Annotated in this window: 23 protein-coding genes; 14 read left to right on the forward strand and 9 right to left on the reverse strand. The window is 66.4% G+C overall.

Annotated features, from left to right (window positions below; translation table 11 throughout):
- Positions 1-4 precede the first annotated feature (4 nt).
- A complete protein-coding gene (locus AC5P9P_RS12750; RefSeq protein ID WP_495232830.1) occupies positions 5-1,081 on the forward strand; it encodes an ATP-binding protein in 1,077 nt (358 codons plus the stop codon).
- Positions 1,082-1,282: 201 nt separating this feature from the next.
- On the forward strand, positions 1,283-2,209 hold the full coding sequence (locus AC5P9P_RS12755; RefSeq protein WP_049433532.1) for an ABC transporter six-transmembrane domain-containing protein: 927 nt from the start codon (positions 1,283-1,285) through the stop codon (positions 2,207-2,209).
- Positions 2,210-2,305: 96 nt separating this feature from the next.
- Here AC5P9P_RS12755 and AC5P9P_RS12760 read toward each other — a convergent pair whose 3' ends face one another.
- Both AC5P9P_RS12760 and AC5P9P_RS12765 read right to left on the reverse strand, forming a co-directional pair.
- Entirely contained in the window at positions 2,306-3,418 is a 1,113-nt protein-coding gene (locus AC5P9P_RS12760; protein ID WP_231522273.1) for a DNA glycosylase AlkZ-like family protein, read from the reverse strand.
- Between the two features lie 53 nt (positions 3,419-3,471).
- Positions 3,472-4,056, reverse strand: coding sequence for a TetR/AcrR family transcriptional regulator (locus AC5P9P_RS12765; RefSeq protein ID WP_049403771.1), 585 nt, complete (start codon positions 4,054-4,056; stop codon positions 3,472-3,474).
- A gap of 259 nt (positions 4,057-4,315) precedes the next feature.
- On the opposite strand from AC5P9P_RS12765, the gene AC5P9P_RS12770 reads away from it, so the two are divergent.
- The gene (locus AC5P9P_RS12770; protein ID WP_033834289.1) at positions 4,316-6,508 is read left to right on the forward strand and encodes a TonB-dependent receptor; all 2,193 of its coding nucleotides are present in this window, start codon (positions 4,316-4,318) and stop codon (positions 6,506-6,508) included.
- Between the two features lie 77 nt (positions 6,509-6,585).
- Here AC5P9P_RS12770 and AC5P9P_RS12775 read toward each other — a convergent pair whose 3' ends face one another.
- A complete protein-coding gene (locus AC5P9P_RS12775; RefSeq protein ID WP_111108907.1) occupies positions 6,586-7,251 on the reverse strand; it encodes a TraX family protein in 666 nt (221 codons plus the stop codon).
- A 114-nt stretch (positions 7,252-7,365) separates the two neighbouring features.
- Between AC5P9P_RS12775 and pip the strand changes: the two genes are divergently transcribed.
- On the forward strand, positions 7,366-8,313 hold the full coding sequence (gene pip / locus AC5P9P_RS12780; protein ID WP_088470419.1) for a prolyl aminopeptidase: 948 nt from the start codon (positions 7,366-7,368) through the stop codon (positions 8,311-8,313).
- Between the two features lie 122 nt (positions 8,314-8,435).
- On the opposite strand, the gene AC5P9P_RS12785 is transcribed toward pip, so the two are convergent.
- The 4 genes from AC5P9P_RS12785 to AC5P9P_RS12800 all read right to left on the reverse strand — a co-directional run bounded on the left by AC5P9P_RS12785 (position 8,436) and on the right by AC5P9P_RS12800 (position 13,652).
- Positions 8,436-9,701, reverse strand: a complete 1,266-nt coding sequence (locus tag AC5P9P_RS12785) for an H-NS histone family protein (RefSeq protein WP_146257099.1) — start codon at positions 9,699-9,701, stop codon at positions 8,436-8,438.
- Positions 9,702-9,740: 39 nt separating this feature from the next.
- A complete protein-coding gene (locus tag AC5P9P_RS12790) occupies positions 9,741-12,245 on the reverse strand; it encodes a TcfC E-set like domain-containing protein (protein WP_495232831.1) in 2,505 nt (834 codons plus the stop codon).
- A gap of 67 nt (positions 12,246-12,312) precedes the next feature.
- On the reverse strand, positions 12,313-12,807 hold the full coding sequence (locus AC5P9P_RS12795) for a CS1 type fimbrial major subunit (protein WP_033834294.1): 495 nt from the start codon (positions 12,805-12,807) through the stop codon (positions 12,313-12,315).
- A gap of 110 nt (positions 12,808-12,917) precedes the next feature.
- A complete protein-coding gene (locus AC5P9P_RS12800) occupies positions 12,918-13,652 on the reverse strand; it encodes a CS1 fimbrial subunit B flags: Precursor (protein ID WP_495232832.1) in 735 nt (244 codons plus the stop codon).
- Positions 13,653-13,918: 266 nt separating this feature from the next.
- On the opposite strand from AC5P9P_RS12800, the gene AC5P9P_RS12805 reads away from it, so the two are divergent.
- The 7 genes from AC5P9P_RS12805 (at position 13,919) to AC5P9P_RS12835 (ending at position 20,801) form a co-directional block, all read left to right on the forward strand.
- Positions 13,919-14,218 carry an EF-hand domain-containing protein gene (locus AC5P9P_RS12805; RefSeq protein WP_049433538.1) on the forward strand — a complete coding sequence of 100 codons (300 nt, stop codon included), beginning with the start codon at positions 13,919-13,921 and terminating at the stop codon, positions 14,216-14,218.
- Between the two features lie 292 nt (positions 14,219-14,510).
- Complete coding sequence (locus tag AC5P9P_RS12810) at positions 14,511-14,810, forward strand: hypothetical protein (RefSeq protein WP_033834298.1); 300 nt, start codon at positions 14,511-14,513, stop codon at positions 14,808-14,810.
- Positions 14,811-14,873: 63 nt separating this feature from the next.
- On the forward strand, positions 14,874-17,633 hold the full coding sequence (gene mgtA / locus AC5P9P_RS12815) for a magnesium-translocating P-type ATPase (RefSeq protein ID WP_495232833.1): 2,760 nt from the start codon (positions 14,874-14,876) through the stop codon (positions 17,631-17,633).
- 31 nt (positions 17,634-17,664) lie between these two features.
- Positions 17,665-18,402, forward strand: coding sequence for an MgtC/SapB family protein (locus AC5P9P_RS12820; RefSeq protein WP_033835009.1), 738 nt, complete (start codon positions 17,665-17,667; stop codon positions 18,400-18,402).
- 197 nt (positions 18,403-18,599) lie between these two features.
- Complete coding sequence (locus AC5P9P_RS12825) at positions 18,600-19,655, forward strand: sensor histidine kinase (RefSeq protein ID WP_231522271.1); 1,056 nt, start codon at positions 18,600-18,602, stop codon at positions 19,653-19,655.
- On the forward strand, positions 19,648-20,289 hold the full coding sequence (locus tag AC5P9P_RS12830; protein WP_495232834.1) for a response regulator transcription factor: 642 nt from the start codon (positions 19,648-19,650) through the stop codon (positions 20,287-20,289). Before AC5P9P_RS12825 ends, AC5P9P_RS12830 begins: the two co-directional genes overlap by 8 nt.
- Positions 20,286-20,801: a DUF1697 domain-containing protein gene (locus AC5P9P_RS12835; RefSeq protein ID WP_049454158.1), complete on the forward strand. Its 516-nt coding sequence runs from the start codon at positions 20,286-20,288 to the stop codon at positions 20,799-20,801. Before AC5P9P_RS12830 ends, AC5P9P_RS12835 begins: the two co-directional genes overlap by 4 nt.
- A gap of 101 nt (positions 20,802-20,902) precedes the next feature.
- Here AC5P9P_RS12835 and AC5P9P_RS12840 read toward each other — a convergent pair whose 3' ends face one another.
- Together AC5P9P_RS12840 and AC5P9P_RS12845 are read right to left on the reverse strand one after the other, a co-directional pair.
- The gene (locus tag AC5P9P_RS12840) at positions 20,903-22,075 is read right to left on the reverse strand and encodes a low temperature requirement protein A (RefSeq protein ID WP_495232835.1); all 1,173 of its coding nucleotides are present in this window, start codon (positions 22,073-22,075) and stop codon (positions 20,903-20,905) included.
- Between the two features lie 9 nt (positions 22,076-22,084).
- Complete coding sequence (locus AC5P9P_RS12845) at positions 22,085-22,351, reverse strand: hypothetical protein (RefSeq protein WP_033835014.1); 267 nt, start codon at positions 22,349-22,351, stop codon at positions 22,085-22,087.
- A 202-nt stretch (positions 22,352-22,553) separates the two neighbouring features.
- On the opposite strand from AC5P9P_RS12845, the gene AC5P9P_RS12850 reads away from it, so the two are divergent.
- The 3 genes from AC5P9P_RS12850 (at position 22,554) to AC5P9P_RS12860 (ending at position 26,427) form a co-directional block, all read left to right on the forward strand.
- Positions 22,554-23,078: an RNA polymerase sigma factor gene (locus AC5P9P_RS12850; protein WP_049403342.1), complete on the forward strand. Its 525-nt coding sequence runs from the start codon at positions 22,554-22,556 to the stop codon at positions 23,076-23,078.
- Positions 23,075-23,926 carry a FecR family protein gene (locus AC5P9P_RS12855; protein ID WP_049454161.1) on the forward strand — a complete coding sequence of 284 codons (852 nt, stop codon included), beginning with the start codon at positions 23,075-23,077 and terminating at the stop codon, positions 23,924-23,926. Before AC5P9P_RS12850 ends, AC5P9P_RS12855 begins: the two co-directional genes overlap by 4 nt.
- Positions 23,927-23,997: 71 nt before the next feature.
- Positions 23,998-26,427, forward strand: a complete 2,430-nt coding sequence (locus AC5P9P_RS12860; protein ID WP_495232836.1) for a TonB-dependent receptor — start codon at positions 23,998-24,000, stop codon at positions 26,425-26,427.
- Positions 26,428-26,455 lie beyond the last annotated feature (28 nt).

The following is a 26,455-nucleotide window of genomic DNA, read 5'->3' on the forward strand; positions in this document are numbered from 1 at the left end:
ACCGATGAACCGCAAAGGCAAGAGCATCGGGCGCCAGATCACGCTGTCCATCACGGTCGCATCGCTGTGCTCGACCGTACTGTCGATCAGCGGTTTCTACCTGTTCTATTACCTCATGGAGGTGTTCTATCCACGCTGGTATGACGAGCCGGAGACCATCATGCCGTCAGGGCTGGAGTGGCTGTGGATCGGCCTGACCGCCACCGTGGTGGTGGCACTGGCCACGTTGATCGCCTCGCGCCTGACCCGGCGCATCATCACCCGGCTGAACTCGGTGGCCGAAAGCCTGCGTCGCGTCGCCAGCGGTGATCTTGAGGCGCGTGCGCGCGGCGGCGACACCTCGATGACCGAGGCCGCCACACTGGTCAGCGACTTCAACTCCATGGCCGAGCGGCTCAGCCGGATGTCCGAGAACCGCGTGTTCTGGAATGCAGCGATCGCACACGAACTGCGCACGCCGATGACCATCCTGCGCGGCCGCCTGCAGGGCATCGCCGAAGGCGTGTTCGAGCCCGGGCCGGAGCAGTTCGACAGCATGCTCACCCAGCTGGAGGGCCTGACCCGCATCATCGAAGACCTGCGCGTGGTGAGCCTTGCCGAAAGCGGTCACCTGGATCTGCGCCTGCAGCGCAGCGATGTCAGCGTGCAGGTAGCGGCGGTGGTCGAAGCGATGTCCGATGCGCTGACCGAGAGTGGTTTCTCGGTGACCTTGGACGCACGGTCTTCGCTGGCCGACTGCGATCCGGCACGCATCCGCCAGGCGGTGCTGGCGCTACTGGAGAATGCGCGGCGCCATGCGATCCCCTGCCCACTGCGGGTCCGTGTCACGCTGGCCGAAGGCCATTGCACCGTGACCGTTGAGGATGGTGGCCCCGGTGTGCCGGACGACCTTCGCGACAGCATTTTCGAAGCCTTCCAGCGCACCGATGTGTCGCGCTCGCGGCAGAGTGGTGGCTCCGGGCTTGGCCTGGCGGTGGTGCGCGCGATTGCCGTGGCCCATCACGGAACGGCGCAGTGCCGCCCAACCGAGCGCGGCGGCAGTGCGTTCGAGATCCGCTGGCCGGTGCACGCGCGTCGTTGAGGACGCAGCATTGCGGAGGAGGTTGCTCCGGTAGCGGCCCACCTTGGTGGGCACCACGTGCGTGGCTGAACGCCGCCGGTTTCTCCACGCAATCTCCATCGTCCCTCCATGCCCGCTCCAAAGGACTGCAGATACTGGGCGCGACGTGGGAGATGGCAGGCATCCGTCCCCTGCCCTGTCTCCGACCCACCCAGGCATCCCATGAAACACCCCCACGATCCAGCGGCCGCCGCCGGCAGCATCGGCCAGCAGAATGCGGCCGCCACCCTTAAGGCCATCCTGCGCACCTACCCCTGGCAGCTCACCGGCACGTTCTCGCTGGTCGCACTGGAGAACGCACTGCTGCTGGCCTATCCGCTGTTCGCCGGCTTCGCGGTAGACGCGATCATCAGCGGCAACATCGGCCATGCCATCTCCTACGCCGGCGTGGTGCTGCTGTTCTGGTTGGTCGGTGCCGCCCGCCGCGCGGTCGATACCCGGACCTTCACCCGCATCTATGCCGATCTGGCAGTGAGCGTGGTGCAGGCGCAGCGCCGCCTGGGCCAGGCCACCTCCACTTCGGCGGCCCGCGTCGTTCTGGCCCGCGAGTTCGTCGACTTCTTCGAAAAGCACGTGCCGATCATCGCCACCGCACTGGTATCCATGTTTGGCGCTGCGATCATGCTGCTCGCAATTGAACCGCTGGTCGGTGGTGCCGCCCTCCTCGCGCTGTTCGGTGCTCTCCTGCTGCTGCCGTCGTTCGCGCATCGCAACGAGCAGTTGCATGGGCGCCTCAACAACCGCCTGGAACAGGAAATCCGACTGGTGGACCGGGTCAGTCCCTCGGTGCTGCGCCGTCACTACACCGCGCTGTCGCGCCTGCGCATCCTGCTCTCCGATCGCGAAGCCAGCGCCGTGCTGGCCGTCGGCGCGACGGCAGCAGCCCTGTTCGCACTGACCATCGGCCGCCTTGCCACCACCGATGGCGTTACCCCCGGTCACGTCTATGCGGTGATGACCTATCTGTGGACCTTCGCCGGCAGCCTGGACGATGCGCCGTCAATGGTGGATCAGCTCGCGCGGCTGAAGGACATCGGCCGGCGAGTCAGCCCCGGCATGGACCATGCGGACCACAAGGACGCCGCTTGACCGGTAGATGCCCACCTTGGTGGGCACCGGCGGGAGCCCGCGCCAACCAAGGTTGGCGACTACCGGGCGCGATGGGTACCCATGCGCCGCTTAGCGCTACAGGAACCTCGCCATCCGCTGCAGTTCGTCGTCCAGCGCGCCACGAAATACCTTGTCGCGGGCCAGCGACCTGCCGGCATAGCCCACGTTCGACACCAACTCACCTTCGCGCATGCTCAGGTTGGCCCAGCCCACCACCTGGTCGTGCCACAGTACCGGCAACGCGTAGTAGCCGTATTGACGCTTCGGTGCAGGCGTGTAGGCCTCGAACTTGTAGACCCAATCCCACAGCAGCTCGAAGCGGCGGCGATCCCACACCACCGGGTCGAACGGCGCGAGCAGGCGCACCTGTTCGTCCGGTGCATGGCGGCGCGAACGCGGATTCTCGTCCGCCGGCCAGTACCAGGTGGTGCCGTCCAGCGTGCAGCTGGCCAACTGCTGCTTGGCCAACGCCAATGCCTTGCGGGTCTGCTCGGCCAGATGTGGTGCGCCATAGCCCAGCAGGCGCACCAGATAGGTCAGGCTGGCCGAAGGCAGCGGTGCGTACTTGCGCACCACCAGATCGATCAGGGCGGCAGCACGTTTGATCTGCGCCTGTTCGCTGGAATCGGGCTCGGCATGATCGGCCACCGCGTAGATGCGCGTACCGCTATCGCGCCGTTGCACGCGCAGCAGGCCGCGGTAGTGCATGCCGTCCAGCAGATGGGTACTGGCATTGCTGGTGCCGCCCCAGTAGTTGATCACCCGCCCATGCGCGAACGCCTGGTCGACCTCGCGTGGGTGCACGCTGCCGCGCTCGCGCACGAAGGCCAACACGTCGGCCGCACGGCGATGGGTCTCGGCGTCCCACTCGCGTTTTGAGACACGCGGGTGCATCAGTGCCAGATGCTCGCGCGGCAGGAACCCGTAGTTCACCAGGCAATCCTCTTCCACCGGCAGACGCGTGTAGCGCCGCTCAAGATCCCCTGCGCGGTAATCCTTCACGCGGTGGCGCAGAGTCAGGTCCTGCGCGCGTGCGGGTGCGCGGATCGGGTCGGCCTGCACGAAGCCCAACCGCCGGATCGCGGCCAGCAGCGTGGTCGGCTTGAACAGGGTGCGCGCCACCGCGTAGCGGCGAAGATCATCGAGAGTAGGCGTGGCAGGCATGGCCTCATTGTAGATCCACGTCATGCGTAGGTGGGGCCTTGGCGAACCGTGCAACGGCATCCACGCATCGCATGGATCTACCGAAGCCGCGATACCTCCAGAGAACCGATCACCAGCGCCCGCATGCCCTGCTTGAACTCGGTGATCACCTGCCCCTCCTCGTCATCCGCAATCGCGTAGACGGTGTCGGCGCCGGCGATGCAGTAGAACGCGATCGTGGCCAGCAGCCAGCGCGCCTTGTCCACCGGCAGGCCGAACACCTCGGCCACGTGCGCCTGGTGCGAGGCGATCTTCTCCAGCATCGGCGCGGTCGCCACCGTGCGCCGAAGCAGGTACGGCGGCAGCCCGGGATGCGCCTTCACCACCTCGCACAGCGACTCCACGAACCCCATCAGGTAGGCCTCCAGCCCACCCGGTGCGTCGACCGACGCGCGCGGAATCTGCCAGCGCTGGAACACCGCCTCCGCCACCAGGCGCTTCAACGCCTCCAGGTTGGCCACGCGCTTGTACAGCGCCGCCTGGGTCACCGCCAGTTCGGCGGCCACGTTGGCCATGGTCAGATTGGGCAGGCCCAGACGGATGCCGATGTCGGCCAGGCGCTCCGGGGTGATGGTGGGCGGGCGGCCACGGATCGGCGCCGTTGGATCGGGGTGCGTGCTCATGCGGTGCCTGCTCTTACGGTGCGCGTCCATACCCTGCTGAGGGTGCCAGCAAAGGGACCCTCTTGTCCGCTTCGATTGATTTAGTTTAACTTACTCAACTAATTCGGAAGGCGTCCAGCACGCTGCCCGTGATCGAGCCCATGGCTCACCTCCCGCCAGGTCCCCACCCAGCCAACAACCCTGCGCTGCGCCCTCTCCCCGTGCTTGCCGTCGGCAGCGCGCCAGGCGCGCTCGCGCCTGCGATTCACAGGACTCTGGCATGACCGTTTACAACTTCACTTCTGCACAGCATCGTGCTGCCGCATTCTCAGGCCTGATGCATCCGCCGGGCATGCCCCTGCGTTATCGGGTGTCCGCCTTGGCGTTAGGGCTGCTGGCCTCGTTTGCCGCCCTGGCCGACACTGCACCGTCCACCCTGCCCTCGGTGCAGGTGCAGGAACAGCGCCGGGTCACTGCAGACTATGCGGGCGGGCAAGTGGCTGCCGGCAGCCGCGTCGGCCTGCTCGGCGACAAGGACTTCATGGACACGCCGTTCAGTACGGTCAGCTACACCGAGTCCTTCATCCGTGATCGCCAGGCCAAGGACCTGACCGACGTCATCGCCGCCACCGACCCTACGGTGTTCAGCAACGGCGTCACCGGTTCGTGGAGCGAAAACTACGCGATCCGTGGCTTTGCCTCCAACACCAGCGACACCACCTTCAATGGCCTCAGCGGCATGGCGCCGTACTACCGCACTTCGCCGGAAGTGTTCGAACGCATCGAGGTGCTGAAAGGCCCCTCCGCGCTGCTCAACGGCATGCCGCCGGGCGGTTCGGTTGGTGGCAGCGTCAACCTGGTCCCCAAGCGTGCCGGCGATCAAGCGCTGCTGCGCGTCAGTGCCAACTTTGCCTCCGACGCGCAGTTCGGCACCCATGTGGATATGGGCCGTCGCCTGGGCGCCGACAAGCAGTTCGGCATCCGCTTCAACGGTGCCTACCGTGATGGCGATGGCGCGGTCGGCAAGCAGCGCAAGAAGGCCCAGCTCGGTTCGCTGGCACTGGACTGGCGCGGCGAACGTGCGCGGCTGTCGGCCGATCTGTACAGCGCCGATGACCGCGTGGACGGCCCGGCGCGCGGCGTCGGTCTGGCACCGGGCGTGGCCATTCCGCGGCCGCCGCGTGGCGATACGCTGATCAACCCGGACTGGGCCTACGTGGACAGCCAGGACAAGGGCGCGATGCTGCGCGGCGAACTGGATATCAACGATAGCCTGACAACCTACCTCGCGTATGGCTCCAGCAGGACCGACTACCGCTACAACGGTTCGATCAGCGCGCAGGTCCTCAATCCAGCCGGCGACTTCACCACGGTGATCGGCCAGCTCGCCTTCGATATCAAGAAGCAGTCCGCAGATGCCGGCCTGCGCGGCAGCTTCCGCACCGGCGTTGTCAGCCACCAGTGGGCCGCCAACGTGACCCACTACCAGCACACCCAGAACGATTACGGCCGCCGCAGCGTGCCGGGCTGGGACTGGACCACCAATCTGTATAACCCGGTGTGGGGCCCGGCGGCACCGTTCGTAGCGCCGCACATCTCACACACCGAGCTGCGGCTGGACAGCCTCGGTTTCGCCGACTCCCTCGCCTTCGCCGATGACCGCGTGCAGCTGACCTTGGGCGTGCGCCGCCAGCAGGTGGTCAGTGAAACCTTCAACGTCGCTACCGGCGCACGCACCTCGCGCTACGACGAGAGCGCCAACACGCCGGCAGCGGCGCTGCTGGTGAAGGCCACCGAAAGGGTCTCCCTCTACACCAACTACATCGAAGGCCTCAGCCAGGGCGCCACCGCGCCGATGACCGCCGCCAACGCCGGCGATGTGTTCGCACCGTTCCGCACCAAGCAGAAGGAGCTGGGCCTGAAGCTGGACCTGGGCAGCTTCGCGCACACCTTCAGCGTGTACGAGATCAAGCGACCGAGCAGCTACACCGATCCGGTCACGAATATCTTCTCGTTTGGTGGCGAACAACGTAACCGCGGCGTGGAATGGGGCTTCTTCGGCGCACCGATGGACGGCGTTCGCCTGCTCGGTGGCGTGGCCTATGTGCAGCCGAAGCTGACCCGCACGGCCGGCGGCGTGAATGAAGGACGCATCGCCACCGCCGTGGCGCAGCGGCAGGCCAAGCTGGGCGTGGAATGGGATGTGCCGACCTTGCAGGGCCTCACCTTGACCGGCAATGCCACGGCGATGTCGAAGCAGTACATCAGTGCCGACAATAGCCTGTCGGTGCGGGGGCGTACGTTGTTCGACGTGGGCGCGCGCTACAGCACCACCGTGGCGGGTCGACCGCTTGCGCTGCGGGCCAGCGTGAACAACGTGACCAACAAGGCGTACTGGGGCATGCCGTTGCTTTCAAGCCTGGCGCTGGGTGCGCCGAGGACGGTGTTGCTCTCTGCGACGATGGATTTCTGAGCCGGACGACAAACTGTCAACGGGATCCACGCCTGGCGTGGATCTACCGACACAAGGCACGACCACGCACGCACTGATCACGAAAGCACGCGCGCCACCACCGCCAGCACCGCCAGATGCCCCACGTAGTACCCATAGAACACCCAGCGCCAGCGCGGCAGTTGCCACGGCACCCGCGTCGCCAGCACGACCACCGGAACAGCCAGCACTGCCCAGCCGTTGCGGTTGACCCCGCACACCGCTGCAAGCCCAACCAGCAACAGCCACCACGCCCGATGCTGGAACGCGAGCCAGGCCAGCAGCACGGCGCCAACACCGGCCCACTGGTAGTCCACGAACATCGGCAGCACGCCGGCAGCCAGCAACAGCAGCACAGGCCGATTGTTCGCAAGCGCATGCACGGCCACCACCGCCAGGGTGAAGGTGAGCAGGATGTCGAGCGGCAGCCAGGAACCGAACGCAAGTGCGTGCAACGGCTGCGCGATCAGCCCCCATAGCGCGAGCCGGCGAATCGATTTGCGCAGGTCGGCGCCCGGCTGGGCCAGGTTGCAGGCCATCACCAGCGCGAACAGCGGGAAGGCGATACGCCCCAGTTCGCTGACCACCGGCACGTAGCCGCCGAAGACCACCTTGGCCACGTGGTCGCCGGTCATGGCCAGCAGCGCGATCCACTTCAGCAGCTCGCGCGCGCCGCTGCCGAGGGTGAGGTTGAACGTGGACGTCCCGGTCGTGGTCGCTTGCATCGCGGAAGCTTATGCGCAACGGCCAGCCCATTTCCAGCGCCGCGCAGGAGGCCACCGCTGCAAGCCGCAGGTGGCGGCGCTATGCTGGCCGCCCCTGCTTGTGAGACACCCGCCATGCGCACCCTGTACCCGGCCATCGAGCCCTACCGCGAATTCACCCTGCCGGTGAGCGATCTGCACAGGCTGCATATCGAAGAGTGCGGCACGCCGGAGGGCATTCCGGTGGTGTACCTGCACGGTGGCCCGGGCGCCGGTATCTCGCCGACCCATCGGCGCTTCTTCGACCCGGCGCGCTACCGCATCGTGTTGATCGACCAGCGCGGCAGCGGCCGCTCCACGCCGTTCGGCGAGCTGCGCGACAACACCACGCAGGACCTGGTGGCCGACATCGAGAAGGTGCGTGAGCACCTGGGCATCGAACGCTGGCTGGTCTACGGCGGCTCGTGGGGGTCGACGCTGTCGCTGGCCTACGCGCAGGCACATCCCGAGCGCGCCACCGGCCTGATCGTGCGTGGCGTGTTCCTCGGCCGCGAAATCGAGAACCGCTGGTTTGCCGAGGCCAACGGCGGTGCACGCTGGATTTTCCCGGAGCGCTGGGACCGCTATGAGGCCTACATTCCAGAAGCCGAGCGTGGCGACATGATCGCGGCCTACTGGACGCGCATGAATGGCCCGGATGAAGCGACCCGCATCGAAGCCGCACAGGCCTGGCTGGGCTGGGAAGACAACGCCGCCACCCTGCAGCACGACGTGGATGCCGAATCCACCGACGATCCGCTGGACGTGCTGGCCAAGGCGCGCATTGAAGCGCATTACTTCCGCAACGGCATCTTCCTGGAGCCGGACCAGCTGCTGCGTGGCATCGATCGCATCCGCCACCTGCCCGGCGTGATCGTGCAGGGGCGCTACGACATCATCTGCCCACCACGCAGCGCATGGGATCTGGCCAAGGCCTGGCCGGAAGCCAGGCTGGAGATGGTGACCTCCGGCCACAGCGCGAACGAGTCGGCGACGGTGGATGCGCTGGTACGTGCCACAGACGCGTTCGCCGACCGCTTCTGAAGGCTTGGGGTAGTGCCGGCCGCTGGCCGGCATCCCAGCGATCGCCGGTAGAATCGTCTATCGCGCACACCCCGCGATTTCGGCTTCCCACCAAGTACAGTCTCAGGCTCGCTCTCCGCACGTCACGGATTGGCATCAAACACCACCGTCATGTTGCCCTGCCAATGCGAACCGGGTGACTTCAGCATCTCCGTCACCGCGTCACGCCCAGCAGTAAAGCGCAGCGTCGAACGCCGCTGCACCAGATAGCCATCCGGCGTGAAACGTGGCGCCCGCGCATCATCCGGCAGCAGCGCTGCGTTCTGCGCAGGCCGTCCATCGCGCACGTTGCTCATGCCCGGAATGGTGACATCCAGGTCCACCGGCACCGCAACATCAGCGCCGGCGTTGCGGATACCGCATCGCCCGCCAGCCTCGAACTCACAGCGCAGCTTCATGCTGAAATCCATCGATGTGGTGAGGTGGAACGGAAGCTCCTGGCGCAACCATCGGGGGGCGCGACCGTGCCCACTCCATTGCGACCAGCCTCCCTCCGGCACCAACTGCACGCCAGGCTGCTCACCAGCAAAGTTGACCTGGAAATCATGGGCGACATGCAGCGTGAAGTTCAGGGAAAGAAGCCTGTCGGACACCACCGCGTTGTCACCGAAGTCAAAGTCTCCACCAGGCCCTATATCCAGGTCCAAGCGTCCCCTGTATATACCATTCTGCATCAACAGTGGATCTGGCGTAACCAGCTCATAGGAGAAGCTGAGCCCGCGGGAAATGCTCAGTTTCCCGGGGATGGCGTGGCGCGCACGCTTTACACAGCTGCCATCGTCAGCGAACTCCCATACGAACAGCGCGCTGAACGCAGTACCCGTGATGGGGCCGCCGCGACCCCGGCAGGGTGCGGGCGGCAAGAACAGGCCCCAGCTGCCATCCCATAACGCATAGTGTGCATCATAGGCACCACTGGAAGGATCCGCGCCGACCAACTGCCTTACATCCGCGGGGAGGACGGCATCACCCGCCAGGATTCCAATGCGAATGGCAACCTCGGATTCATGCGAGCCATTGGAGACCTTCAGCGTTCTCTTCCTTGATGGAATTTTCAGATGGAACGATTGCCTGGCATCACCATCTGCAGGCACATCAAGAAAGCTGACATCGATTGGCAGCGCCAGCGAGAAGACACCGTGGGCCTTGCAGTTGTAGTAGCTCGCCCAGATGACACAGAGGCCTGATTCCGGCGTTGTGTTCACGAAGCGGTTGTGCGAAGGATTAAGTGCGTTCGGGCGGAACTCCGCCATGATATCCAGCTCCAGCGACCAGGCGCATGGTATTGCCGCGGACAATCCAATGAAGATGGCGGACATGAGCGTGTAGCGCCAGGTGCTGCGATTCATTCGCATGCGTTCGTCCTTCTTTGTATAGACAGCCTCCACTTAGCCCCCAGCCTTCTGCGACGGACACCCCACTCTTCCCACCATCAATACATCCCCCTCGCGCGGATAGCGACCCTCCTCCATCGTCAGCACACAGCTGACCAGGTTCGGGTAGCGCAGCTCCACCACCGGCGCGCGCGCGCTGAGCTCAAGGGTGAAGAACCCTTCTTCCTGGCTGACGCTGCGCCCGGCGTGATTGATCACCTGCACACCGCGCGTGCCGTTGCCCTCGGCATCGAGTACCTGACCCATTACGGTGAAGGTGCGCAGCACATCCACGGTGGTGTGCATGACCCCGCCCTTGTTCAGGTGGTAGCTGACGGTGGCAGGCTGCAGCGTGGCGGCGGGCGCGTTCCGACCCTGGAAGTCGAACTGCACATGGCCTGCCCGGTAAGCAGTAACCGGCACGAAGTTGCGGCCCGGCTTCAGTTCCACGCCGCCGCCCCGGCTGTCATCGGCACGCAACCCAACACCGGGGTAGTCGCTACGCACGTCAACGATGATGCCGGTATCCACGCTGCCGCTGCGCCCCTGGCCCAGCACCGCTGCATGGCCACCGCCGATCACCAGCGTACTGTCCAGGTTGGCGCTGCCACTGACACGGCCCGAGCCTGCGCCACGGTACAGCTGCAGGTCGCCCTCCAGCAGCGAGCTCTGCAGATAGGCACCCGCGGTGGCACCGACGCCGCTGCGCTCGGCACTGATCATGCCGTTCACGCTCTGCAGCAGCTTGCCGTCGACGCGTTGCGTCGCTGCCGCGCTGACATAGGTGTCGCGCTGGCCAGCCTCACCGGTGCGACTGCCCAGGCTGCCACTGTAGCTGCGGCGTTCACTGCCCAGCGACACACTGACGGTCAGATCGATACCGCGCTGCCTGCGATAGTGGGTGAAGCGGCTGCCGGGGCGGTCGTAGGCCGAGACCCGCCAGTTCACATCATGCTTGCCGAACAGGGTCTCGCGACGGCCATAGGAGACGTCAATGCCGGTGCCCTTGGTGAAGCCCGAGCTGCGGGCCACACGCAGGGTGGCGTTGTCGCGGTGGCTGAAACGATGGGTGATGGATACCGCCGTGGTGTCCTGCCAGCCGCCACGCGTTTCCCAGCGCGGTGCAGAACCGTCACCAGGCAGGACGCGCTGGCGCTGCTCGGCCCAGCTGCGCGCATGGTTGGCCACCACAGAACCGGCGCGGTAGCGGTACAGCCCCTGCAGGTCCATGCCACGCCCGGCATCACTGGAGGTATAGAAATTGGTGTAGGTGCTGAAGCGGTCGTTTGCCTGCCAGTCCATCGACAGGCCAGTCGCACGCCGCGCGCCGATCTGCTGCACCGTGGCACCGGCCACCGCACGGGGATGCACCAGGTAATTGACCACCGCACCCGCGGCCAGCTTGCCCTCCTGCGTTGCGCGACCACTATCGAGCAGGCCGCGCTGTTGGCCGGCAAACACGCTGTAGCGCCAACGGCGGCTGGGGTCGCTCCAACGGCTGGGCTTGTGGATCGACGCAGTCTCACGGGAGGCCTCATGGCCATCTTCGACGACGCGCAGTTCCACGTCGTAGATGCCCCCCGGCAGGCGACGGGTGTCGATTTCCTGGATACCGGGCTTGACCGCCTGCGTGGACAGCAGATTGCCATCGCGCAGGATCTCCACCACGCCTTCGCGGCTCGCGGTGACGTAGACCGGGTACACGCTGTGGCTGCGCGTGTCGGCCAGCAGCACGTCCGACGAGCCGAGCATGAATCCCAGCGCGGTATCGTTCTGCGAACCCGGTGCACGCGGTTGGCGGATGATGCCCTCGAATGTGGGCAGAAAATACCCCGCGCGCACGAAATGGTCGCCCAGCTCGCGCTGCGCATACAGGGCGCTGAGATAGTGCTCGCGGCTGCCCGGTTGGGCATAGTACTGATAGCTGCCGACGGTACTCCAGCGCCCGACGCTCCCCCGCAGTTCGGCACTGTAGCGTGCAGTGGCCTGCTGCTCCTGGCCGCCATGCACAGCCAGGCTGTTGCGCACGATCAGGCCATGGCTGCCTCCCTCCGGCAACGCGACGTGGCGCCCTTCCTTGTGCGCGCCCGCCGGGGTCAACAGGCTGAGAAGGGAGTTGGACAGGCTATAGTGCAGCGCCGCGAGCCCACGGCATTGCTGAGGGCACACCCCGAGCAGCAACGGCTCGGCCAGCGCGTCAGCCCAGCGCGTACGTTCGCTCTCTGGCCACGTGCTCCCATGCGCTTCGCCGAATCCAATCAGCTGCACGCGATTGTCTTCGTGCAACAGAACTTCGGCGTCGCCCAGATAGTCCCCGTCCAGCTCCACCCGCACGGTCAGCGGATTGCCAAACAGGTGCTCGCGGAACTCCGCGGGCATGCGCTCGCGCTGCTCCAGCAGGCTGGGCAGCTCGCCGAGCGCTAGGCCGGCGGCCTGGCTCGACGCGGCAAACACCACGGCGCCGATGCCAGCAGCCAGGCGCGCGAGGGCTGGAGATGCGGGACGGATGGGAAGTCTCATGGGCGGATCCCCGTGCCCTCCCTCCGCATCCCTGATGCGGAAGGGAGAGCACGAAGCTGTTTGATCGTCAGATGTCGCTCTCGAAGATCATGTGGAACTGGCCGCCGTAGCGGCCCTGCTTGTAGCCACCGGCCGGCGCAGTCGGGGCGATGGCAAACGCCAGCGACTTGCCGGCCGCCGCCTGCGATTCAGTGGCCACCTCGATCTTGGCTGCCGCGGTGGCCGGCACGACCTTGTTGTCCAGTTTGACGACCAGGTCCACCACGTCTGCCGCCGATGACATCTGCGCCGGCGCGGTGAGATAGGCACTGATGGCCGCCGGTGACTTCACGTTGATGACGCGGCCGGTCAGCTCAATCAGCTCCTGGCGGGCGGTGTCCCACGGCAGGTTCTGCGGCAGGCCTTCCCAGCCGTCCGGTGTGGACACCTGCAGGCCGGACGCGTTCGGCACGTCGGCGGTGACGTTGACGGTGATCGACTTGGTTTCGGGCGCTGCCAGGGCAACGGCCGGGGTGATCAGCAGGGCGGTCGCCGCTGCCAGCACAGTGGTCTTCAGGGACATCGATGTACTCCAGGTTCAAGAGTGGATATCAAGGTGCCAGGCAAGGGCAATGCAGTCCCAGCGGGCGCCTGGCAGGCCCGTTCGGAACAGATCCATCGGTGGAAGTGCGTTCAGCGGCGTGAGTCGATGCTGCGCTGGCTCTCGCCTTCGAGAAGCTCGAAGCGCAGGAACTGGTGTTCGGCGGCCTGCAGCGCATAGCTGTTGCCGGGACGCACATGGGCGATGATTCCAGGTGTGCAGGTGTCTGGGCGGTCGCGCTCGCACTGGCGCAGGTTGTCCAGCACCACGGTGGCATTGCCACGATTGCGCACCTGTCGCGGCTCGATGAGCGTGTCGTAATGCGGGTTGTCCGGTGCGACGAAGAAAATCGTGCCGAAACCAGTGAACACGCGGATGGCCGAGGTCAGCTCCGACGCCTCACGGGCCTGTTCCTCGCTGAGCGAGAATTCCTCGGCCGTCGGGGCCACCGGAATGAAGCGCAAGCGGTAGTAGCGTTCCCGGTCACGCGCACCGCGATACACCAGGCGTGTGGCCTGCTGCCCGCTGCCGGCGATGATCAGGCGGCTGGGACTGGCGATGACACCCTGTGCGTCCGGTGCATTGCGGACCAATGCTGTGGTATCCACCGGTGCCTCGCTGGCCTTTCCCTGCGCATCGAAGTGCATCTCGGTGACCTCCACGCGCACATAGGCCGTGGCATCACCGGTGTTGCGGATGCGCTTGAGCAGGTTGCTGTGCGCAGGTTGCAGGTAATCGAACAGCACGCCGACGTTGATCTGGGGTGTCGATGCACGTGCGGTGCCGGAAAGGAGGACCAGAAGAAGCAGTGAGAGAAGACGAGGCATGGTGAGCGCGCAGCAGGAGGCGAGCTCAAATTTTCACGACTGGATCACAAGTTCGATATGCAACAAGTTGCAAAAGTCGACATACGCCAGCTGCTTGAAACAATTCCGAGTCTGCACATCCGGGCACACCGGACCGACACGATGGCGATGAACCGCAAGGCACTTGCCTGCATGCCGGCCTGCATTTTTCGCGCGTCGCTTACGGATCGCTGCTGATGATTGCGTCAGGGTCGCCAGCGTGGCGATTTCCATCACAGGAGCAAGCCATGACAGGTTTCCGCTACCTTCCCGCCGCCCTCATCATGACCGCCGGCCTGCTGCTGGGCGCGTGCTCCAGAAGCCAGGAGGCCGGCAAGGCCACTGCCACCGATGAAGTGACCGAGGTAAAGCCCATCCCGGCCTATGCGGCACTGGACAAGGACAAAGACGGCGTCGTCACCCTGGCCGAGGTGGATGCGGTGGCGCCGGACTGGGCCGGGCGCCTGCACGCCTGCGATACCGACCGCGACCAGAAGCTGAGCCGCGGCGAGTACGACGTGTGCAAGCAGACCAGCACCTCGCACTGACGCAGTGATCAACCCTCGGCTGCGCCAACCTGTGTACGGCTATACCATGGTATAGCCGGGCTAACCCACGGGCCTCTAGGACTGCCCCATTTAGGGGCGGACAATAGCGCCACTGGCCAGGGCAACCCTGGCTGGACTCTTCCCCTCATGGAGACGCAGATGGACCCCGACCCTGCCGGGCGCACCGTGCCCCGGATACCCGCTTGCTGCCTGTTCCTGGCGCCTGCCCGCCGGTCCCTGCCTGCCTGAGTGACGGGGATCGCCAGGCGCCGCCTGCCTGGAGATCGCCCCCGTGTCCTACAAGATCCTCTACATCACCCTGCGCCGCCTGATCGGCGAGCGCGATGTCGCCGCCCTGCGCAGCCAGCTGCTGCAACACAGCCCGGTCATGTTTGCCCGTTCGCTGTCGCTCGGTTCACCACGCGTGGTGGCCGACGCGCTGTCGCTGCTGCCGATCAGCGAGCGCATCAACGTGCTGCGCCACCTGCCCTATCCCCTGCGCGATGCGATGAAGCCACTGTGCATCGGCGGCAGCCAGCGCCTGCACATGCAGCCGTGGTCACCGGCGGTGCTGGCGATGCGCCACGCCTGAACTGCTTCGTCCATTCCGTTCGTGTTCCGGCCCCGGCCGGCTCTGACATTCGAGGAGAGTCCCATGAGCCTGCTCAACGCCTGGTTCAACGCCTTCCTGCGCAGCCGTCGCGCAGGCAACCTGTTCCGCCGGCGCGCGATGCCCGAGGCCGGCTTCGGCCCAGGCAGTGCCGAAGCGGCGCCGTTCGCACTCACCACCGGCCTGGTCACCCTCGCCCAGCAGGGCGAAACCGAGCTGCTCGCCACCCTGGAATCGCATGCCGATGGTCTCAGCCCGCATGAGGCCGAGGAACGGCAGGCCACGCTTGGCCCCAACGAGGTGGATCACGAAAAGCCGCTGCCGTGGTGGCGGCACCTGTGGCAGTGCTACCGCAATCCGTTCAACCTGCTGCTGACGGTACTGGCGGCAGTGTCCTGGCTGACCGAGGACATCAAGGCCACCGTGGTGATCGGTGCGATGGTGCTGCTGTCCACGCTGATCCGCTTCGTGCAGGAGGGCCGCTCCAACCGCGCTGCCGAACGGTTGAAGGCATTGGTGGGCAACACCGCGCGCGTACTGCGCCGCAATCCGGGTACCGAAGCCGCCGATGTGGCCGACCAGTACTTCGGCGCCCACCTGCACAGTCGTCGCCCGGCGCGCCTGCTGGACCTGCCGATCCGCGAGCTGGTGCCCGGCGACCATATCGTGCTGTCGGCCGGCGACATGATTCCGGCCGATTGCCGCGTGCTGACCGCCAAGGACCTGTTCGTGGCGCAGGCGGCAATGACCGGTGAGTCGCTGCCGGTGGAGAAGTTCGCGCACCCGGGCGACGGACTGGCCGGCCTGCTGGAACAGCACAACCTGCTGTTCATGGGTACCAATGTGGTGTCCGGCACGGCCACGGCCATCGTGCTGGCCACCGGCAACCGCACCTACTTCGGAACGTTGGCCCAGCGCAGCACCGCCACCGACCGCGCACCGACCGCCTTCCAGGCGGGGGTCAACAGTGTCAGCTGGCTGCTGATCCGCTTTGCGCTGGTGATGGTGCCGTTCGTGCTGCTGATCAACGGCTGGACCAAGGGCGACTGGACCGAGGCGTTCCTGTTCGCGCTGTCGGTGGCGGTGGGCCTCACCCCGGAGATGCTGCCGATGATCGTCACCTCCACCCTGGCCAAGGGCGCGGTGCTGCTGTCGCGGCGCAAGGTGATCGTCAAGCGCCTGGACGCGATCCAGAACTTCGGCGCGATGGAAGTGCTGTGCACCGACAAGACCGGCACCCTCACCCAGGACAGGATCGCGCTGGAGCGCCACACCGATGTGTTCGGCCACGATTCGGAAGACGTACTGAAGTTCGCCTATCTCAACAGCCACTTCCAGACCGGGCTGATCAACCTCCTGGACCGCGCGGTGCTGGAACACGTGGAGCTGCAGAGCTCGCTGCGGCTGTCGCAGGACTACCACAAGGTGGACGAGATTCCGTTCGACTTCGAGCGCCGCCGCATGTCGGTGGTGGTGTCAGAGCGCGAGGACCACCACGAGCTGATCTGCAAGGGCGCGGTGGAAGAAATGCTGGCGGTGTGCAGCACCGTGCGCGAGAACGGCCGGGACATGCCACTGGACGAGCACCGCCTGGCCCGCGTGCGGCAGACCACCGAGGAACTGAACGAACAGGGCCTGCGCGTGGTGGCGGTGGCGATGAAGGAGACCGCCGCCAGCCAGACCACCTATTCGCAGGCCGACGAGTGCGACCTGACCCTGGTCGGCTACGTGGCCTTCCTGGACCCGCCGAAGGAATCGGCAGCGCAGGCGCTGCAGGCGCTGGCCGCGCATGGCGTGGAGGTCAAGGTCTTCACCGGCGACAACGAACTGGTGACCGCCCGTGTCTGCGCACAGGTGGGGCTGGACGCCGACTCCATCCTGACCGGCCCGCAGATCGAGCGCATGGATGACGGCGCGCTGTCGCGGGCGCTGCACCACCACCGCGTATTCGCCCGGCTGACGCCGCTGCACAAGGAGCGCCTGGTACGCGAGCTGCGCGCGCAGGGCAAGGTGGTCGGCTTCCTCGGTGACGGCATCAACGATGCACCGGCGCTGCGCGCAGCCGACATCGGTATCAGCGTGGACAGCGCGGTGGACATCGCCAAGGAGGCGGCCGACATCATCCTGCTGGAAAAGAACCTGATGGTGCTGGAGGAAGGTGTCATCCAGGGCCGGCGCACGTTCAACAACATGCTGAAGTACATCCGCATGACCGCCAGTTCCAACTTCGGCAACGTGTTCTCGGTGCTGGTGGCCTCGGCCTTCCTGCCGTTCCTGCCGATGCTGCCGCTGCAGCTGCTGGTGCAGAACCTGCTGTACGACATCTCGCAGATCGCCATTCCGTTCGACAACGTGGACGAGGAGCTGGTGCGCAAGCCACTGAAATGGAATCCGGCGGACATCGGCCGCTTCATGGTGTTTTTCGGGCCGATCAGCTCGATCTTCGACCTGAGTTGCTTCGCGCTGATGTGGTACGTGTTCGATGCACGCACGCCGGCCGACCAGGGCCTGTTCCAGTCCGGCTGGTTCGTGGTCGGCCTGCTCACCCAGACCCTGATCGTGCACATGATCCGCACGCCGAAGGTGCCGTTCCTGCAGAGCATCGCCGCGCCGCCGCTTCTGCTGATGACCGGCCTGATCATGGCCATTGGCGTGGCTCTGCCGATGAGCCCGCTGGCCGGCTATTTCAAGCTGCAGGCGCTGCCGGCCGGCTACTGGCCGTTCCTGGTGGCGATCCTGTTCGGCTATGCGGTGCTGACCACTGCGCTGAAGCGGTTCTACATCCTTCGTTACGGCTGGCAGTAAGCGCCCGCCGCCTTGTCCAGGGAGAATTACAATGGACATCAATCCGAACCTGCCGGCGTTCAACGCCGGCGCAACCCTGAGTTCGCTGATCAGCCTGTCGGTGGCGTTCGTGCTGGGCACGGCCATCGGCCTGGAACGGCAGCTGCGCCAACGCACCGCGGGCCTGCGCACCAACACCCTGGTGGCGGTGGGAGCGGCGGTGTTCGTCGATCTGGCCGTGCGCTTCCATGATCTGTACGGCGGACCACCCTCACCACTGCATGTGGTTGCGTATGTGATCTCCGGCGTCGGCTTCCTCGGTGCCGGCGCGATCATGAAGGACGGCGCGCAGGTGTCCGGCCTGAACACCGCCGCCACCCTGTGGGGATCGGCGGCGGTGGGCGCCTGTGCCGGTATCAAGCTGCTGCCCGAAGCAGTACTCGCGGCGGTGTTCGTGCTGGCCGCCAATACCCTGCTGCGGCCGCTGGTGAACCGCATCCAGCGGCAGCCGCTGCCGGAAGCGTTCAGCGAGGCGACCTATGCGATCAACGTGGTCTGCCAGCGCGAGCAGCAGGCCGAGGTGCTGGACCAGCTGTTGCTGCTGCTTGAGCAGGCACAGTATCCGGTGCGCGCGGTGGACCAGCGCCCGTTCGGTGAGCGCGATGTGGAGATCGAAGCGGTGCTGTATGCCACCACGGTGGATGCCGGTGAGCTCGATGCCGTGCTGGCCACCCTGGCGACCACGCCCGGTGTGCTGCAGGGCTTCTGGAACGCCAGCCTGGAGGAGTAGTGCCGGCCGCTGGCCGGCAACCTCGTGATCTCCGAAGCACCGTGCAGTTGCCGGCCAGCGGCCGGCACTACCAGGCATCGCTCTGGTTTGTGCCGACCAACGGTCGGCACCCACCGCACGAGAGCACGCCGACCAAGGTCGGCGTCCACCAAAGCCGGCTTTGCTATCCTTTCCGCCCACGCCAGGGAACTGTCCCGATGCCATCGCTGTCGCCCCGCCGCCCGCTGGTGCTGCTGGCCCTGATCATCGTGATGGCGGCGATCTTCCTGATCGATACCGTCACCGATTACGCGGTCGCCGCCGCCTGCTTCTATGCGGCGGTCATCCTCGCCGCAGCGCGCGTACTGAGCGCGCGCGGGCTGATCTCCCTGGCCGTCGCCTGTATCGCACTCACCGGGCTGAGTTTCTTCCTCACCCGCTTCGGCACCTACCGCATCGGCCTGGTCAATTCGGTCATCGGCATGCTGGTGATCGGCATCACCACCTATCTCGCCCTGAACATGGAAGCGGCCAAGGCCGCCGTGCAGGAAGCGCACGGCCGCCTGCTGCGGGTGGCACGCGCCTCCACCGTGGGCGAGCTCACCACCTCCATCGCCCATGAAGTCAACCAGCCACTGGCCGCCATCGCCAGCAGCGCCGAAGCCTGCCAGCGCTGGCTGGCGCAGGACCCTCCGAACGTGGACAAGGCCCGGCAGACCGTGGCCCGCATCCTGGCCGACGCGCACCGCGCCGGTGACGTGATCGCCCGCATCCGCGGCCTGACCCAGGGCGCGGCACCGGAACGACGCGCCTTCGACCTGAACCAGGCGGTGGAGGAAATGCTGGCGCTGTCGCGCAGCGAGCTGGACCAGCACGGCGTGGCGGTGGCGCTGCTGCTGGACGCCGACCTGCCGCCGGTACACGCCGACCGCGTGCAGGTACAGCAGGTGATCGGCAACCTGATCCTCAATGCGGTGGACGCGATGGAGCCAGTCCCTGCTGCGGACCGGCGACTGTCGCTGCTGACCCGGCGTGACGGTCAGCGGGTCAGTCTCAGCGTGCGCGACCGTGGTGTCGGCCTGCCCGCCGATCATCCCGAGCGAGTATTCGATGCATTCTGGACCACCAAATCACATGGGCTCGGGCTGGGCCTCAGCCTGAGCCGTTCGATGATCGAAGCCAATGACGGCCAGATCCGCGCCGAACGGCCGGCAGGCGGCGGTGCCTGCTTCGTGTTCGACCTGCCCATCGCCTCGGACGTTCAACATGCGTAAGCCCGCTTCCCCAGCCATCGACCCAGCGCCCATCGTCTACGTGGTCGACGACGATCCGTCGGTGCGCGCCGCACTGGAAGACCTGCTGGCCTCGATGGGCCTGCAGGTGCGGACCTTCGCCTCCACCCAGGCCTTCCTCGAACACGACCTGGAAGACGCGCCAGCGTGCCTGGTGCTGGACGTGCGCATGCCCGGCCAGAGCGGCCTCGAATTCCATCGCACGATGGGCAGCCACGGCCTGCAGCTGCCGGTGGTGTTCATCACCGGCCACGGCGACATCGCGATGGGCGTCAACGCAATCAAGGATGGCGCCATCGAATTCCTGACCAAGCCCTTCCGTGACCAGGAGCTGCTCGATGCCATCCACAAGGGCATCGAGATCGACCGCCAGCGCCGCCGCGACGGCGAGGCACTCGGCGCACTGCAACTGCGCTGGGACACCCTCAACGCCGGCGAGCGCGAGGTGGTCGATGGCGTGGTGCGCGGCCGGCTCAACAAGCAGATCGCCGGTGACCTCGGCGTCAGCGAGATCACGGTGAAGGTGCGCCGTGCGCAGGTGATGCGCAAGATGGGCGCACGCACCCTGGTTGACCTGGTACGCATGTACGACCGCCTGCAGGCGGGGACGCCATGAACGCGTACGTCGCATTGCTGCGCGCGGTCAACGTCGGCGGCACCGGCAAGCTGCCGATGCGCGAACTGGTGGCAATGTGCAAGGACGCCGGCTTTTCCGACACCCGCACCTACATCGCCAGTGGCAACGCGGTGTTCCGCAGCGGGCTTGATGAAGCCGCCGTGCGGGAGGCCCTCGCCCGACGGTTGAAGGCCTACGCCGGCAAGCCGGTAGGCGTGCTGGTGCGATCGGCCAGCGAGATCGCCGACGTGGTGGCGCGCAATCCGTTTCCGCAGGCCGCCGGTAACCGTGTGGTGGCATTGTTCCTCGATGCCAGCCTCCCCGCCGATCCGTTGGACGGCGTGACCGGCCGGCGTGATGAACAGCTTGCACTCGGCACGCGCGAGATCTTCGTTCATTACGGTGCTGGCATGGCCGACTCGCGCCTGCGGATGTCCTATGCCCAGCAAGGCACTGCCCGCAACATGAACACGGTGGGCAAGCTTGCAGCGATGGCCGCCGCGCTGGCCTAGCCTGCCAGCATTTCTTGTGCAGCGGTGCTGAAGTCGAGTGTCAATCGACTGCTCAGCGCTTGCGTTCGATCGCGGCTGGAGCGCTTTGCTGACGCAACGGATCAAGCCCGCTTCAGGCGACGCTTCAACCGCGTATCCATCAAGCCCACGGCCAGCAGCACCGCACTGGTCAGCCAACCGGCGGCCAGCAGATGGGTGTGCGGCAAGACCACGCCCAACACGACCAGCGCCACGGCACCGAACAGATGCGAATACGGGGCGCGCCCGTACACAATGCGCTTGTACAAGGCGCTGCCCAGCAGATAGATCAACGGCCCCGCTACCAGCACCGTGGCGTAGACCGGGGTCACCGCCGCTTCCGGGTGATCCATCACCAGGTCGTTGCCCACCGCAGTGGCAATGATGCCGGCGATCAGCAGCGCATGCACGTAGTGGAAATTGGCGCCCATCCGCCCGGGGTCCTCGGAATGGGTGATCGCTGCGGTGGCGTCTCGGCTGGAGATGCCGAAATACAGCCACCACATGGCGATGGTGCCGGCGAAGGTGGCGAGCACCGCAGACACCACCGCAGCACTCCACTGCTCGACCTCGCTGAGCACGCCACCGGTAGCCAGCAGCGTCTCGCCGAGTGCGACGATGACGAACAACTGGCAACGCTCGGCCAGGTGCCCGCCTTCGATGGTCCACTCGCGGGTGTGCGACCGGCCCAGGCCCGGAAACGCGAAACCGAACATCGGCGAGATGTATTCGCAGGCCACCGCCACCGCCCACAACGCCAGGCGCAGATTGCCCTCGGCGGCGGCGCCTGCCAGCCAGAAGCAGGCCGACACGCTCACCCACGCCAGCATGCGTCGGAAATTGGGCGCCAACGGATGGCTGCGACCGACCTCCAGCAGCACGAACACCGTGCGCCCGACCTGCATGGTGGCGTACGCCCCCGCGAAGACCCAGGCGCGTTCAGCGAAGGCCTCGGGAATGGACGAGGACATCAACAGCGCCAGCAACATGGTGACGAACAGCAGGCTGCGGATGCGTGGCGCCTCGGGATCGAACCAGTTGCTGACCCAGCAGGCGTACTGCCAGCCCAGCCAGACCGCGAACCACAGCACCAGCGTCTGCATCATCCCGACCAGGTCCAGGTGATGCAGCAGATGGTGGCTGAGCTGGGTAACCGCAAAGACGTAGACCAGATCAAAGAACATCTCTTCGTAGGTCACGCGGGCGTGGTGGCCATCGCGCTGGCGCAGGGCGGGCAGTCTCAGTCGTGTGCTCATGGCCTTCCTTCAGCGCGCCAAGCGCCAGTACAGCAGTCCAGCCAGCAGGGCCGGCACCACGAACACCAGCAGCAGGATCGGCAGTTCCTCCTGCACGGCGTAGCCGGCCTTGCTCACGCCCACCCACATGTTGGCCAGCGTCACCAGCAGCCAGGTGGCAATGAACGCGAGCAGGGCCGTGGGCAGCTGTGACTGGCCTACGCTCCACAGCCGCCCGAAGAGCAGGAATACCCCCAACAACAGCACCCCACCCACCATCACCAGAAGCACGTGCATGGTCCATCTCCTTGAGCCTGCTGGCAGGCTAGCCGCGGCCGATTCTGCGCGACAGACGATGATCGTGGTTTCACCTTCCAGTTCCGACGAACAATCCCGACCCGCGCCCCACATGGCAAACGCGAACGGTTCCCATTAGTATTGCGTCATCGCGCAGGGATGTCCTCCCCGCGCACGCCCCTTGCCCTTGCTTCCGGTCCGGATGTCCCAGCTGCCTTCCCTACCCCGTCCTGCGTTGCCGCTGGTGTCCTCGCTGGTGCGCCATTACGAGGAACTGGTGGAGTACCTGCGCCGCCGTTTCCGCTCGCCGGGGTTGGCCCGTGAGGTGGTGCACGATGTCTGCGTGCGCCTGCTGGAACGCCCGGCCGCCTACGATGCACGGCACCCCATCGCGCTGCTGCGGCGGATCGCGCACGATACGGCGGTGGATCGCTGCCGCGCCGAGGATCTGCGCCGGCACTGGGTGGAGGCGCGTGCCGAGCTGCCCGATGACGCCTGCCCGCGCCCCGGGCCTGAGCAGCAGGCGCAGGGACAGCAGGCACTGCAACGACTGGGCGCCACCATCGAACGCATGCCCTGCCGCCGCCAGCAGGTCTTCATCCTGCACAAGATCCACGAACTGCCACAGGCTGAGGTTGCCCGCCGCATGGGTATCGGCCAGAAGGCGGTGGAGCGCCACCTGCGCCTGGCCATGGCCGATTGCCAACAGTCGGCTGGCCTGCGATGAGCCCACAACCGCCGCCGTCCACACCGCAACCGCCGGTCCAACCCGCAACCACCGACCAGGTGCTGGACCAGCATCGCGATGCCCTGAAGGAACGCTTCCCCATGCCCAGCGCGGATGCGCTGCAGCGTCGTCGCGGTCGGCGTGCGGCGAAGATCGTCCTGCCGCTGCTGCTGATCACGGCCACGGGCGTGTTCATTGCCGACCCGGCATGGCAGGTGCACGACTATCGGAGCGCGGTGGGCGAACGCCGCGGCATCTGCCTGCCCGATGGCAGCCATCTGCTGCTCGACGCCGGTACCCATCTGCAGGTTCGCAGGCACATTCGCTCGCGGCAGGTGGTGCTGGTGCAGGGCCAGGCCCGTTTCCAGGTGCAGCACTCGACCTGGCGCCCGTTCGAGGTCGAGGCCGGGGCGGTGCATGTGCGCAACTACGGCACGGTGTTCGACGTTGACCGGCAGGGCAACCTCAGCGAGATAACCCTGTGGCGCGGCGAGGTGGGCGTGCGTGTGGACGGCGGGGGCGCCGAGCAGCGCCTGAAGCCGGGGCAGCGTGTGCTGGCCCAGCCAGGATCGTTGTCTCCGCCGGAAGCGGTGGACCCGGATCGAGCCGACTGGACCCGTGGGCGGCTGCAGTTCGACCGCATGCCGTTGGCCGAGGTGCTGCGCATTCTTCAGCGATATCACGACCGTCCCATCGTGCTGGACGACCCGGTACTGGGGCCGCTGCAGGTGTCAGGCGTCTTCGATGCCGACCGCGCCGAAACCGTACTCGCGCTGCTGCCCGAGATCCTGCCGGTACAGGTGCACACCGCTTCCGATGGCAGCCTGCATCTGCGCGCCCGCGATTGAATGCCACACCGAGGGTGGGTTGCGCGCCGTCCCATCCGGCAAGTGCTTGAACCCTTCCGAAGGACCCCCGCATGACCCGCCCTGTTCCGCCTGCCGCCCTGCGCCGGTTGGCCCCTACCCTGCTCGCTGCCTGCCTGTGTGCGGCCCTGCCCGCCATGGCGCAGACCGCTGCGTCCGCGCCCGTCGAGCTGCACGTGCCGGCCGGCCCGTTGCAGGCCTCGCTCACTGCGCTGGCGCGGCAGCGTGGCATCCAGCTGTTGTTCGCCGCCGACAGCGTGAGCGGCCGCAGCGCCCCGGCTGTTGATGGCCGCCACACCGCGCGTGAGGCCCTGCAGCGGCTGCTGGCAGGCCAAGGCCTGGCGATGCAGGAACGTTCGCCAGGGGTGTTCGTGGTGAGTGCCGCGCCAGCGCCGGCGAAGCCGCGTACCCCGGCCCGGGCCGCATCATCGGCGCCGTCATCCGCCACAACGACGTCGCTGGCCCGCGTCACGGTCTCGGCCTCGACCGCGCGCATGCCGCAGGGCGAGACCGCCATGCCCAATACCATCACGGTGCTGACCCGCGAGGACATCGCCCAGCAGCTGGCATTGGGCTCGGATGTGTCGCGGGTGCTGTCGTCGCAGATCCCGGCGTTTGCCCCGGCGCGCGAGAAGATGTCCAACTACGGCGAAACCATGCGCGGCCGCGGCATCCTGTACATGGTCGACGGCGTGCCGCAGTCCACGCCACTGCGCGATGGCTCGCGTGATTCGCACACCATCGACCCGGCGATGATCGAACGCATCGAGGTCATCCACGGCGCCAACGCGCTGCAGGGCATCGGCGGTACCGGCGGCATCGTCAACATCATCACCCGCGGTGCGCCCAGTGAGCCGGGCGCGTTCCTGCTCGACACCAACGTCAGCTACGGCGCTGCCCTGCCCAGCCGCCACGACGACAATGGCCAGCGCGGCTCGGCCCTGGTGGGCGTGCGCGGCGAGCAGTTCGACCTGGTCGCTGGCTTGGCCTATGAGAAGCAGGGCCTGTATCACGACGGCGAGGGCCGATCGATCGGCACCAACGCGCAGGGCGAGCTGATGGACTCGACCTCATCGAACGTATTCGCCAAGCTGGGCTGGAACATTGCCGACGGCCACCGCCTGCAGGTCATGGCCAACCGCTACGAACTGCGCGGGCTGGACAACTACCTGGCCATCAACGGTGACTACCGGAGCGGTCGCCCGACCATTTCAATCCCCGGCGATACGCCGCTCGATCCGCCGATGAACCGCTCGCGTTCGCTGACGGTGGACTACAGCGCCGCCGACCTGCTCGGCGGCCATTTCCAGGCGCAGGCCTTCGCGGTGGATTTCGAAGGCCGCTACGGTGCCAGCCAATGGGATCCGTGGGGCAACACCGGCGCCAATGCCGCCTGGGACCAGACCCAGAACGAATCGGACAAGCGCGGCTTCAAGCTGACCCAGAGCTGGAGCCGCATCGCCGACACCACGCTGGACGTGACCCTGGGCCTGGACGGTCTGCGCGACCGCACCCACCAGGTGCTGCTGGCCAGTGGCATGAACTGGGTGCCGCAGACCACCTACCAGAGCCTGTCACCGCTGCTGCAGCTGCACTGGTGGCCTACCGATCACCTGATGCTGTCCGGCGGCCTGCGTTACGAAAAGGGCGAGCTGGAAGTGGGTGACTACACCACCCTGCCCCGCTACGGCGCACGCAAGGTGGCCGGCGGCAAGCCGACCATGAGCGAGACCCTGCCCAACTTCGGCGCGGTCTGGTACATCAACGATCGCCTCAACGCCTACGCCTCGTATTCGGAGGGCTACACCGTGGCCGACGTCGGCCGCGTGCTGCGCGCGATCAACCGCGACGGCCAGCGCGTGGACAGCCTCATCGACCTGTCACCGGTGGTGTCGGACAACCGCGAGATCGGCCTGGAGTACGACGATGGCCGCTTCAGCGCTGACATTGCCTACTACACCTCCGAATCCAAGCTGGGTTCAGTACTGATCTACGATCCGGGTATCGATGCCTATGCGGTGCAGCGCCAGGCCACCCGCGTGGAAGGCTTTGAAAGCAACCTGCGCCTGCGGCTGGGCAACAGCCACCTCGGACTGGGCTATGCACGCGCCAACGGCCGCTACGACGCCGACATCGACGGTCGCCTCGACAGCGACCTGGCCGGCGTCAACATCGCACCGAACCGGCTGACCGCGTTCTGGGAACAGAGCTGGACGCCGCAGCTGAGCACCCGCCTGCAGGCCAGTCACGCCTTCGACCGCGACTTCGACCTGCGTGGCGCGCAGGTGGCCGAGTTCAAGGGTTACACCACCGTGGATCTGGTCGCGCGCTATACGCTGGACAAGCATGCCTTCACGCTGGGCGTGCAGAACCTGGCGGACAAACAGTACATCAGCTACTACTCGCAGACCACGCCGTCGAACCCGAGCTATTTCTCCGGCCGCGGCCGGGTGCTGACGCTGGGATGGCAGTACCGGTACTGATCCATGGTGTCCTTATGGGAGCCATGAA

This window comes from Stenotrophomonas sp. YJH_SMC_14-1 (assembly GCF_059372275.1).